This is a genomic window from Dehalobacter sp. MCB1 (assembly GCF_003590275.1).
GTDB lineage: Bacteria > Bacillota > Desulfitobacteriia > Desulfitobacteriales > Syntrophobotulaceae > Dehalobacter.
In genome coordinates, this window is record NZ_LXPC01000013.1 from 199188 (window position 1) to 212019 (window position 12832).

Consider the following 12832-nt stretch of genomic DNA (forward strand, 5'->3'; position numbering starts at 1 on the left):
TTTCTGTATGATGATGTAACGAACTGTTCATTTTTTTAATTAGATTCTTTTTAACATTCCTTCCACTTACTCATAATAAATAAATTAGGGCATAAATGTTCTTTGCGAATAATGTAAGTCTTACCTTTTCTATCAATGAATCCTTCATCAACAAGTTCGTTAATTAATTGACAGGCTACCGACCGGGAAATTCCAATCAAATCTGCAATTTCTTGCTGGGTTAATTTTATATCGATTCTGATTCCGCCTTCGATTTCTACACCATGATCTTGGCCTAAAGATAAAAAAGTGCTTTTTAATTTTTCTTTGGCATGCATAATCTTATTACCCAATATATTTTGATTTAAATTAGCTAAATAATTGCTCATTTTAGATAATGTAGTTTGCATTAAAGTGGGTTCATCCATCAAAAGTTTTTCAAAATTGGCCCGATCTATACAACATATTCTAGATTCTATTACAGCAACACAAGAAGTATAATTATAAACATTTTGCTGGAAGAAAGTATCGTATCCGACGATTTCACCTGGAGATACATAATCAAGAATGGTTTCTGTACCACATTCATTTACTCTAAAAAGCTTCAAGACGCCATACATCAATATAAGAATGGTATCAGCCGCCTCATCCTGTTTAAAAATATATTCGTCAACTTTATATAATCTCTTGCTGGCAAAAGAGCACATCTTGTCACGTATTCTTTGGTCCAGAGAATCAAAAGCCGGTATATTTTTTAAACAAAAATGAACTTTACTATTCATCACATTCATCACATACACCCACCCATTTTAATTTTTAACATATACTTACCCAAACAAAGTGTTTTTACAAATCTTTATCCTCTATTTATTAATCAAGTATATATTTAAATAATTTTTGGATTTGTATGGAGACCTTCAGACCTCATAGGTGATTAAACCCTCAGAATTAATGACCAAAGCTGCAACAGAATAAGCATTTTGCAATGCCTGAATAGTTACTTCTGCTGCGTCAAAAATTCCTTGCTCCACAAGGTCCACATAACAGTCTGTTAATGCATCATACCCATATCCTTGGGGTAAAGTCATGATTTCTGAGATAACCTCCAAGGAGTTACGGCCATTATTTTCGGCGAGAATTTTTACCGGTAGTTTTAAGACTTCCGATACAATTTTGTTTCCTATCATTTCACCCTTATTAGCACTTTGAACAGTTTCCAAAATTTTTGCTGCTTCCAGTAAAGCAACTCCGCCTCCGGGTAAAACACCATGCTCAATCCCTGCTCTTGCAGAGTTCAAGGCATCTTCTACTAAATATTGTTTTCTGATCGCTTCTGCTTCTGTAGCACCTCCTACTTTAACAGTACAGATCTTTCCATTCAGCCATCCTAATCTCTCCCGAAGCTTACCTTTGGTCCAATCGTCCTCGGCATCCACTATGCGCGCTTTAACTTGTTGGGCTCTTTCCTCTATCTCGGTCTTAGAACCATACCCGCCAATTATGGAAGTGCTTTCTTTTTGGACAATTACTTTTTTAGCTCCGCCCAGATGTTGGCTGAGTACTTCCTCCAAGGTAATCCCATTTTCCTCAGAGATTACCATTCCTCCTGTAAGTGTGGCAATATCTTCCAGATAAGCTTTCCGCCTCTCCCCGTAACCAGGGGATGTAACGGCAGCGATCTCCATGGTTCTATTTATTTTGTTGGACACTAACAACTTCAATAGTTCCATTGAGATGTCCTCAGAAATAATAAGCAAGGGCCTTTGACTGGAAACAACACTTTCCAGAACGCTCATGATTTGATAGATATACGTAATCCTCTCATCAACAATCAGAATCAATGGATTCTCCAACTCTACACAGGCCTTTTCCTGCTTATTGATCATGAGAGGAGAAAGATATCCTTTGGCAAATTTAATGCCATCCACAATATCTAAGATTGTTTCTTGTTTTTTACCCAGTTCAAACTGGATGATTCCATTCATTCCTACTTTTTGATAGGCCTGGGTAATGATTCCTCCAATTTCCTCCTCACCGGATGAAACGGTCGCTAGTTGTTGGATTTGTTCTATTGTTTTTACTTCAGTGGCATTTTCTCTAAGCTTGGTTATTACTAAGTCAATTGCCTTACTCATACCCTGCAATATATCCAAAGAATTCTCGCCGGCTGCAACGTTCTTTATTCCCTCCTGTACAAACCCCTGTGCCAGAATAATCGAAGTAGTCGTTCCGTCTCCAGCCATTTTATTCGTCTGTCCAGCGGCTTGCTGGAGAATTCTGCAACCAAGATTCTCAAAGGAATCTTGGAGATCGATACGCTCTACGATGGTTACTCCATCGTTTGTAGTCGTAGGAAAACGGGGCCTTCTTTCTTCAAAAACGACATTATGTCCGTTTGGTCCTAGTGTTGCCTTCACACAATCGGTAACCAGGTTGATCCCACGGACCAAAGCATTCCTGGCCTTTTCACCTTTTAGAATCATAGACTCCATGCAATTAACCCCTTTTTGCTTTTAATTGTGAATAAATATTTTAAAATTGCTTTTTCTGCACTCAGATTAGCTCTGCCGGTTTCTGAAGGTATACTTTAATATTTCCTACACTTACTCAATAAGTAGTCAGATCTTTAAGCTCAGGTTGAGACTTGGTAAACAGCCCTTCACCCACCACAGCCTCACAGGTTAATAGCATGGAAGCGGAACTGATACTGTTCCTTAATGAGCTAATTATGGTTAAACTGGGATCTACGATACCTCCTCTCAGCATATCCGTCATCTGATTGGTAACAATGTCGAAGCCAACCCAAGATTGTACGGAGTTGAGTGATTTAATAATTTGCACATAGTCTTTGCCGGCATTTTTCAGCATTTGGATCATGGGTTCTTCCATGGCTTTGATCACGATTTCATAACCCTTTGCTAATCCATCATTTAATTCGTTCTTGCCTGCCAGCTTTATACTTTCAAGTTCGTCTTTTAAGTTCTGGGCCACCCACCAGGCTGCTTTCCCACCCCCCGGCAAGATACCGGATCTCACAGCTGTCTGGGCTGCGTGAACCCCATCTTCCACCCGGTATTTCAATTCCTGCATTTCAATGTCGGTTATGCCCCCTACTTGAATAACAGCTATACCATCTGACAAATTGGCAATTCGATTCTTGAAAACATCTTGCTCTTTTTTACTAGAACTCATCTCTAACAAGGCTCTGAGCTGCCTGATGCGCTTTTCTATCTCCTCTGTTTTACCCTGACCATTGCTTATAACGGTCTTCCCGCCTGTCACGACGATCCGGTCCGCCTTCCCGCAAGTTGATACCTTACAACTATCTAAAGAACTTCCCAACAACGTAGAGACAACACTGCCACCCGTATACACCGCAATATCTTCAAGAAAATCTAGTCTCTGCTGTCCGGAACCTATCGCTTCAATGGCTACCCCGTTTACCCTGCCGCTCTTCTTGGCCCAGACTAAAGCACCTAAAGCATCTCTTCTAATATCATTGGCTATTAGCAGCAAGCTTCTTTTGTTAGCGACACACCAATTGAGAATCTTATCCATTTCATTGACTGTTGTTATAGGGCAGTCAGTCATAAACACAAACGCTTCCTCAAGTTCAATCACCATACGGTCACCTTTGGTAATGAAATTGGGGGTGGTATATCCTTTCTCAATTTCCAGACCGGAACTTACTTCGACGAAGCTCCTCTTTTGTTGGCTGGAACCCACTGTAATAATTCCGTTTATACCCACCCTTTCCATGGCTTCGGCAATGAGCTTTCCTATTTTCATGTCTTTCGAGGAAACCGTTGAAACACTCAGTATTTTTTCAATCGAGTCAGCAGGAATACTCATTTTTTCTAACTTGTCGCAGGCTGATTGCAAAGCCAACTCCATGCCTTTTTTCAGTTGTTGTGAATTATAGCCGGCCTCCAAGAGTTTCATCCCTTGCCTTACCATAGATGCGAACAAGACAATGGAAGTCGTTGTTCCATCGCCAACTAAATCGTTTGTCTTTTGTGCTACTTCTTGACAAAGTTTTACGCCAACGGATGGAGCCGGATCTAAAAGGACAATATGCCGGGCTACGGTTACACCATCTTTTGTTATCAATGGATAACCATATCTTCTTTCGATGATCACGTTTTTCCCCAGGGGACCCATCGTCGTTTGCACCAAATCTGCCACGGCATATACACCTTTGGCTATTTCACTTCTTACTGTTCCTGAAAAACCCAAGGATGAACCGATTGTTAATCGCATAAAACATTCTCCTGTCTTGTTAAGAGACTATCACCGAATACAAATCTAACAATTCCGAATTTCAACAACGACCCCGTCTTTGATTACAATTTCCGCTGCGGTAGCCTCTTGCAAGGTTTGCCCGATTTGAAGTTCGTAGGGACCTTCTACGGAAGCAAGGACTATTTCTTCACCGATCTTAAATTGACTGACTCTCTTTATTGATTTGTTTGGTCGTATTGCTCTTAGAACCTTCTGTAATTAATTCTTTTATTAGAATTTGTCTGAAAATTGTAATGCTTGACATCTATTTCTTCCTTCCGCATCCTAAATCGCAGCATTAGGCTTGCTCTCCAGCTCTTTGCCTATATTATATCGTTTTTAAGTTTTTTAATGCTTTTGATATTTTCCATCAAGACAATAGGCATCTCTGTGCTGCCAAACCGCATGGGCATACCTCCTTGTTAAATTATTTTTAACATTTGATAAGTATTGAGAACAGTATAGTATCTAATTTTTTTTATGAGCTTAGTAGCGACTAAAGAATATTTGACTCGCTCAATAATAAGCCAAAATAGAATATGTAAAATTATTTTCCGGATTCTCTAGGTACCTTTGACAAAATTGAGATTTTGTTAGAAATATGACAGAAATATTTTTGGTAATAGCTATACTTATCACTAAGGACTATTAAGAAAAAAATGTGAGGTAGGGAGGTGAAATTATGGGGACTTTTCTTGTTTTTTTAGCTGGGGCTCTTTTCGTGGCAGGGATTATTTACATTATGTTACCCAAGGCGAAATCTGGTAAAAAATGGTTGACTGTGATTAACTGGGTTCTTTATGTTGTTTTCTTTTTGGACTTTGGGACAGGAGTATCTTTTATCTATGTTAATGCCGGTTATAACCATGCCAAGGCAGTAAGTGTCTCTATCTTCGTGTTTATGGGCAGCGCAGTCGTAATTGGTTTGATTTTGGCTCGCTTCTTAGGCTTCTTAGGTTTCTTAGGAGGTAAATCAAAAGTAAAGGGGGTAAGTCTTAGTGAATAAGGACGTTAAGAACGTAGAAGAAAATCGCACTAATAAAAAAGAGATGAGTCGAAGAAGTTTTCTGTTAGGCAGTACCGCTTTGGCTGCAACTGCCGGTGTTTTGGCTGCAACTGCGGTTCCTGGCGTAGCTAAAGCAGCAGATCTCGGCTACAAGCTGAATTATGAAAAAGGAAAACCCGGGCAATGGTCTATGATGAAACCGGAAGCGGACTATGGTGGTATTAATGTAAACTACGTTAATCATAACAAAGAATGGTTAGGTTCTACGCAAATTACTGGGGAGATACCAAGGTACCGGCAGTATGACGGCGGTTTTATGAGGTCAATACGTAATGAGCTGGGACCAAAATCAAAATACGGTACACTCAGCTTTGATAGCCGTCGCTATCCGCTGGCCACCGGACTTGCAACTGTTTACAACAATTTAGCTACACTCTGTGAAGGCAAACCGGCACAAGACAAATTGCCTATTCCTGACCCGGAAAAAATGTCTATGAATATTAAAGATGTTGCCTATTTTTTAGCCGCCGACGAAGTTGGCATAGGACTGACACCGGAGTTTGGACCTTGGGAAAGCATGATTACAGATAAGGCAGGTATGATGGCGGGAAAACCTTACGAAGAAGTTTGTAAGCCTAATGTTGTAAGTGCTGCTACTCATCCATATGTCATTGGTATATTGGTTGATAAACATCTGGAAACATTTTTGGGATCTAACGGCTATGACGGTATCTCCAATTCTCAATCTAATAGAGCAGACATGATTCTATCAGGAATTGTCATTTCCATAGCCGCATATATCAGATCTCTCGGTTATGAAGCTGTTGCTTCTCACCAGGGAAAAGAGTATGTTGTTGGCACTCCGGTTGCTATTGCCTGCGGTTTTGGTGAACAACCCAGGGTACTTCAGGCGACAGCTCATCCCAGACTAGGTTTCAGACACAAGATTGCCTGTGTGTTGACAAATATGCCGCTAGCTCCTGATAAGCCTATTGAATTTGGTGTCAAGGACTTCTGCCGTGTATGTAAGAAATGCGCCATAACCTGTCCCGCCCAGGCCATCAGCTATGATGACGATGAAGTAGTTTATAATGGCTATAAGCGATGGAATTTTGATATGGAGGCTTGTCTACATTTCAGAACTGAAAATGAAGAAGGTGTCTGCTGTGCCCAATGTATGAAGGTCTGCCCCTGGAACTCCAAGGAAGACTCCTGGTTCCATAAAGCGGGTATTACAATCGGCGCCAACGGTAGCACATCTGCAAGTCTACTGGTTAAAATTGACGATATGTTTGGGTATGGCACAGAGGTCATTCCAAGATTTAAGTGGTGGCTTGATTGGCCGGAATTGTACAAAATTAAAATCCCGGCTAATAACTAATGAATTTATTCTATACAGTAGAAAAATAAGGCATGATTATGGATTATTTAGAGAGAAACTATTTGCCGGAAAATTTCTATGGTATACCTGCATTAATTGATTATTGTAATTTGGGCGAAATGTGTACCTTTAAAAAGGGAGATCCCATAATCCTTCCAGGCCAGTACTTGAAAAAACTATTATTAATTATTGATGGTAAAGTTAAAGTTTCCAGGCTTTCTTCAAGTGGCAGGGAACATTTTCAATACTTTGCCGAAAAGAATGCTATCATTAACGAGCTTTTTCCTTCGGAAGACAGTCCGTTACAAATTATCGCAACTCGCAATACCCAAACATGTATGTTTACAAGTGGACAGCTTCTGCAGATTATCTCCAATGACAATACGATTGCGCTAGAAATCCTTAAGGGTTTAAGCCAAAAATCAAACTACTTTGAGGAAAGGCTAGTAGAAAGAACCTATGATACAGCTACAACAAGAATATGTCATCTGATTAGAAATCTTGTTTTACAGGTAGGTGTATATGAGGATGGAAGGTGTCTTATTGACATCCCTTTGCCGCAGAACTATATTTCACAAATTACCGGGTTGCATTTTATAACGGTATGCAATGTCATAAAAAAACTAAAAAACGAAAAGATCTTAGGAAAGGACGGGAAAAAGCTTATTGTCTATGATGTGGAAAAGCTAAATAAATACCTTATGCTTTATGAAGAATAAAATAAAAATATTTTTACCTTCAACATAAAAGGCTGTAACTAATCACAGCCACGAAGGGGACGTAACGAAACTTTATTTCGCGACGTCCCCTTAACCTATCTAGCCCAATTTTTTTCAGCTCATCTTTTATCAGTTCGTACTGCCATCTTCCTCATATTATGAGCAACGCAGTGCAAATTCTTTCCCTAATATTAGAACCTGATGATCCAAAAAGTATATCATGATTAAGTTTTATTTTGGAGTTATGGGATAGAATTTAAATAGTTATAATGTTTACAGGAGGAATACAATGCATAAATTAATTCTTGGTCAATACAAAAATTTAAATCTGGCTGAACCAAAAGGGTTTGATCAAAAAGATTTAGAAAAAGCAGTACTTGAATCAATCCTAAATACCGTGAATATTTGGTGCAAGCAGAACACAACCGTCGAAGAGGAAGATGTCATCATAATTAAAGTCGAGGCCAAGGAAAGAGGAATTTTAGTCCCGGAATTTTGCCAAAACAAACTGCAGTATAAAGTAGGTGATAAGAGTTACTTAAAAGAGTTTATGAACGCTATCGGCAAAAAATTGGGGGAAAGCTTTAGCATGGAAATTGATTTTGATGAGACCTGTGTCATTGAAAGGATCAGGAATAAAAAAGTTAATTTATACGCAACGATTACGGATGTCCTTTATAAAAAAATACCGGAAATCACAGATGACTTAGTACAAAAAATGGAACCGGACTGCCGTACCTTGGACGAAATGAAAGCAAAGTATGCGGCTATACTGAAATCCAGAGGTTTAGCCAATATTTATCAACAAAAAAGGGACTTAGTTTTGAAAACGATTATCGACAACTCCAGTTACGAATTTGATGAAGATGAGTTTGATCAAGCTTTAAATACGATAATTGAACAAACTAAAAGGTCAATTATGAATTCAAATCCTCCTGACATTGACCGAATAATGCAAATTAATGAAAACGACGCATATTTTAGAATGGACTGTGAAAAAGTAACCAGACAAATGATTATGGAAAACCTGGTGATTAATGAGATTTGCAACATGGAACAGATTGAAGTTACCACTGAAGAATTTGTTTTAGAAAAAGCGAAATACACAGAGGATGAGGCGGCGTCAGAGGAATTCATAAAATACTTTCCTACCGACCAGTCCTTTGAATTATATCTTTTAAGAGAAAAGGTTTTGCATTGGTTATGTCTGAACAATTTTAATGTCTATTAAAATCAAGTAACCTATTAGCTAAAGATACCTGCTGCGTTGATAGGCTCCTAAAAAAGTGTTAGCTAAAAAAATGAATAAACTATATGTCTTATTGGTACAATACAGTATTGAAGCCATGCATCACAGTACGGATGGAAGTGTATTTTGGATGTGGATTCGGAAAATTTACGCTTCAAAGATTAAAGATAACAACCACCCAATTCTAACGACTGATTTAAATACAAATATTGATCTCATCAAAAACATTTTTAAAGATGATCAAACACTGATCACCCGTTATATTGAAAATCAAACGGATACTACGATTAAATGCTGCGTTTTTTATATTGACGGCATGGTTAATAACAAATTATTAAATGAAGATATTATACAGCCGCTTTTGGAACACGGGTTCGATCCCAAAGCATCCGACCTTATTAATGTTATTGCCAAGCAGGTCACCTTATCCGGCAGCGTTGATAAAACATCTGATTTTTATCAAATTATTCAGGCTATTGTGTATGGGGATTCAGTGCTGCTGGTTAACGGATACAGCGATGCTCTTATTTTAAATACAAAAGGCTGGACAACCAGAGCCATTGCAGAACCTGAGGCAGAAAGGGTTTTAAGGGGTCCCCGTGAAGGCTTTAATGAATCCATCATGGCCAATTTAACGATGCTTCGGAGGAAACTCAGAACACAGGATTTAAAAATGAAATTCAAGGTATTCGGAGCCAGAACGCAAACAAAAGGGTGTATTTGTTATATTGAGGGTGTGGCGAATAAAGACATCCTAGCCGAGCTTGAAAGAAGGCTCGATAGATTTTCAATTGACGGCACGTTGGATGTCAATTATATCAGTGAATTTATCGACGAAGAACCCTATTCCCCCATCAAGACAATCGGAAGTACGGAAAGACCTGATACTGTTGCAGCGAAGCTTTTAGAAGGCAGGATAGCGCTGTTTTTGGACGGCACTCCGGTTGTGTTAACGCTACCCCATCTTTTCATTGAGCACTTTCAGAGCAGTGATGACTATTATCTCAATTATTTTTTCGCGTCGATAGGCAGGTTATTAAGAATCTTCGGGTTTTTGCTGACAATAAGTGCACCGGCTGTTTATGTGGCAATAACATGCTTTCATCATGAAATGCTGCCAACACCCTTGATGATGAGTATTATAATGGCCCGTCAGAGTGTTCCTATGCCTACGGTAGTTGAAATGTTTTTGATGCTTATCATGTTTGAAATATTGCGGGAAACAGGAAACAGAATGCCCAGCAATATCGGTCAATCTCTGAGTATTGTCGGTGCTCTTGTTGTCGGACAGGCTGCCGTTGATGCCAAGCTGGTCAGCGCACCTGTGATTGTCATCGTGGCAACGGCCGGTATTACCGGTCTATTAATACCCAGAATTAAGGGCGGAATTATTATCATACGCTTTATATTGCTGTGTCTTTCTTCGATACTCGGCTTATACGGATATATTTTCGGCATGATGGGTCTAATGATATATTTGTTCAACATACGGTCTTTTGGAATCCCTATTATGAACGGCTTACAGAGTAAACAAGATATGTATATAAGGTCACCATGGTGGAATATGATGAAAAGGCCCCAATTTATGGCTGTTGATAAAACCAGAAGCAATTCAGACGGTGATCCGGAATGAAAAGGCAAAGAAAAGTTTTAATCTTTTTGTCAATCTTTATTACAATACTGATGACCGGATGCGCAAATTACAGAGAACTGGAAACCCTTGCAGTTGTTACCGGAACGGCCTTTGATAAAGGCAGCGACGGTACCGGATATCATTTGACTTTCGAGATATTGGGTCAATCAGGAGGCGGCGGTGCGCAGGGACCAGCTGTAAAATCCCAATTAATTGAATCGGATGGAAATACAATATTTGACGCGGTCAGAAATGCCCTAAAGAAATCCGATAAAAAACTGTATTACGGAGACTGTAAAACAGTGATCATCAGCAATGAGCTGGCACGCGAAGGCATAGCCCCGGTCTTGGACTGGCTTAACAGAGATTCTGAACCCAGAATCACGATTGATCTTTTTATCTCCAAAGAGAAGACAGCAAAAGAGGTGATCGAACAAAAAAGTCTTAACAATCCTATAACTTCTTATGCTCTTAGTAATATCGATAAGAACAATCCCAAGTTTCTGTCGAAAACAGCCTATGTGCAATTATACCAGGCCAATAATATGTTGGGTGGCGAAGGAACCTCATTAATACTACCTGCGCTGGATATTGCAAATAATCAAAATGATAAAATCACCGAACTTGGTGGTACCGCAGTTTTTAAAAAAGACAAGCTGCTGGGTTATCTTGGGAGCGATGAATCAAAATACCTGGTTTTTATAAAAAACCAGGTGACTAGCGGGCTGCTTATAATCAATATGGAATCTGCCTCTCCTGGTATAAGCCTTGAGATTATAGACAGCAAAACAAAAGTCACACCGATTTTAACCGGTAAATTGCCTGAAATGAAAATTGAGATCAAAATGCAGGTTGCGTTGGGTGAAATGCAAACATCAGCCGACCTGAATACGGAAAGCGGGATTAAAAAAATAGAAGAAAAAGCATCAGCAACCATTGAAGCAAATATTAAACAATTGATTACAAAAGTTCAACGGGAATATGACAGTGATATCTTCGGTTTCGGAAGCGCCATATATAAGAACAATCCTGATTATTGGAAGAAAATAAAACCCCAATGGGACAGTTTGTTTCAATCACTCCATATCGACGTTTCAGCAGAAGTGGAAATAATAAACACCGGGCTGTCGAAATCGAAGGTTAAAGTTGGTGGATAAAATTGCGTTATATTATAATTTGTAGCTTTTTATACCTTGCTATACTGATTTTTGACATAATACCCTTAATGAAAAGGAAAAGGAATAATAAAAAGTCCTTACTTATTTACATGCCGGTTTTTTTATTTACATTGGTTATAAATATCCTGTATGGATTGGGTGTCAAGATTCCCAGCCCGGCAGAGCCAGTTAAAGACATTGTCATCTGGATTTTGGGAATAAAGTAGGGACAAAGTGATGCAAAAAAATTTAATTTCAACAAAACAGGCAATTTACATTTTGATTATGTTCATCTTAGGCAACTCGCTTATGTATACCGGCAGTAAAGCAAAACAGGATACCTGGCTGGCGGTTCTTATCGCCCTGGTTCTGTTTGCTCCAATGATGATGGTGTATGCAAGAATTGTAAGCTTGTATCCGGGCAAAAATCTTTACGCCATTGTCATTGACGTCTTCGGAAAATTTTTGGGAAAGGCCATAATTTTTTTATACGTTTTATACGCGATATCTCTGGGCACGTTACTCATGAGGAACTTTTCAGAATTTATTCACGTCGTCGCCATGTCGGAAACACCAAAGATAGTCCCTTTGGTTTTCCTTTTCGCGCTGAGTGTCTGGATGATAAAAAGCGGTGTGGAGACATTGGGAAGGTGGACCAGAGTTGCCTTGCCGGTCGTCCTCGTGGCAGTGGCGGTGACTCTTCTTATATCGATCAAATCCATGAATTTTAGCAACCTTAAGCCTGTTGCTGGCACCGAATTTAATATTTTAATGGAAAGCGCTTTTACATTATTTTCCTTTCCTTTTGCTGAAACAGTACTTTTTACCGTTTTATTCGGTTCGGTAAAAGCAAACAGCAACCCCTACAAAATTTATATTTATGGCGTCGTTATCAGCACACTTATTTTTCTTGCCGCAGGTTTTAGAAATACCCTCGTCTTGGGATTATCGCTCGATACGTTTTATTTTGCTTCTTATGCTGCAGTCAGCACAATATCATTGGGGGAGTTTTTCACCAGAATAGAAGTTTTAATCGGTCTGGCGTTTTTACTTGATCTTTTTGTAAAATTATGTGTATGCATATTTGCGGCTTCAATTGGAATATCAAAGATTGTAAATATTAAAAATTATAAAGAGCTGGCAATCCCCGTGGGATTGTTAATGATGACGCTGGCGATTATTCTTTTTGCCAATATACTTGAAATGTATGATTGGCTGGATATTTATAAATATTTTGCTTTGCCTTTTCAGGTCATTTTGCCTTTGATAATTCTGGCCGGAGCTGAAATAAAAACAAGATTGAAGTAAATAATGAGTGGCAGGATGGCCCCTTTTAAATTACGCAAGACCTATCAATTTTGTTGCAGCCTATATCGTTTTTGTTGGTTAGGCTGTTAGTTATTTGTTTTCAAGGAGACATTATTATC

Annotated in this window: 11 protein-coding genes; 7 read left to right on the forward strand and 4 right to left on the reverse strand. The window is 39.0% G+C overall.

Annotated features, from left to right (window positions below; genetic code table 11):
• Window positions 1-50: 50 nt before the first annotated feature.
• The 4 genes from A7K50_RS10935 to A7K50_RS14375 form a co-directional block, all read right to left on the reverse strand.
• Window positions 51-770 (reverse strand): Crp/Fnr family transcriptional regulator, encoded by a 720-nt coding sequence (locus A7K50_RS10935; protein WP_119776197.1) that lies wholly within the window; start codon window positions 768-770, stop codon window positions 51-53.
• A 126-nt stretch (window positions 771-896) separates the two neighbouring features.
• A complete protein-coding gene (locus A7K50_RS10940; protein ID WP_119776199.1) occupies window positions 897-2471 on the reverse strand; it encodes a molecular chaperone GroEL in 1575 nt (524 codons plus the stop codon).
• Window positions 2472-2586: 115 nt separating this feature from the next.
• Complete coding sequence (groEL, locus tag A7K50_RS10945; RefSeq protein WP_119776200.1) at window positions 2587-4239, reverse strand: chaperonin GroEL; 1653 nt, start codon at window positions 4237-4239, stop codon at window positions 2587-2589.
• A 45-nt stretch (window positions 4240-4284) separates the two neighbouring features.
• Entirely contained in the window at window positions 4285-4458 is a 174-nt protein-coding gene (locus tag A7K50_RS14375) for a YlqD family protein (protein WP_348980874.1), read from the reverse strand.
• 484 nt (window positions 4459-4942) lie between these two features.
• Here A7K50_RS14375 and A7K50_RS10955 point away from each other — a divergent pair, with 484 nt between their 5' ends.
• The 7 genes from A7K50_RS10955 to A7K50_RS10990 all read left to right on the forward strand — a co-directional run bounded on the left by A7K50_RS10955 (window position 4943) and on the right by A7K50_RS10990 (window position 12713).
• Entirely contained in the window at window positions 4943-5266 is a 324-nt protein-coding gene (locus A7K50_RS10955) for a dehalogenase (protein ID WP_119776202.1), read from the forward strand.
• 43 nt (window positions 5267-5309) lie between these two features.
• Window positions 5310-6647 carry a reductive dehalogenase gene (locus tag A7K50_RS10960; protein ID WP_119776334.1) on the forward strand — a complete coding sequence of 446 codons (1338 nt, stop codon included), beginning with the start codon at window positions 5310-5312 and terminating at the stop codon, window positions 6645-6647.
• 38 nt (window positions 6648-6685) lie between these two features.
• Window positions 6686-7366, forward strand: coding sequence for a Crp/Fnr family transcriptional regulator (locus A7K50_RS10965; protein WP_158582053.1), 681 nt, complete (start codon window positions 6686-6688; stop codon window positions 7364-7366).
• A 289-nt stretch (window positions 7367-7655) separates the two neighbouring features.
• The gene (locus tag A7K50_RS10970; RefSeq protein ID WP_119776205.1) at window positions 7656-8597 is read left to right on the forward strand and encodes a hypothetical protein; all 942 of its coding nucleotides are present in this window, start codon (window positions 7656-7658) and stop codon (window positions 8595-8597) included.
• A gap of 70 nt (window positions 8598-8667) precedes the next feature.
• Entirely contained in the window at window positions 8668-10248 is a 1581-nt protein-coding gene (locus A7K50_RS10975) for a spore germination protein (RefSeq protein ID WP_243103728.1), read from the forward strand.
• Complete coding sequence (locus A7K50_RS10980; protein ID WP_119776208.1) at window positions 10245-11405, forward strand: Ger(x)C family spore germination protein; 1161 nt, start codon at window positions 10245-10247, stop codon at window positions 11403-11405. The genes A7K50_RS10975 and A7K50_RS10980 overlap by 4 nt, the downstream gene beginning before the upstream one ends.
• A 309-nt stretch (window positions 11406-11714) precedes the next feature.
• Window positions 11715-12713, forward strand: a complete 999-nt coding sequence (locus tag A7K50_RS10990; RefSeq protein ID WP_243103737.1) for an endospore germination permease — start codon at window positions 11715-11717, stop codon at window positions 12711-12713.
• Window positions 12714-12832: the final 119 nt, after the last annotated feature.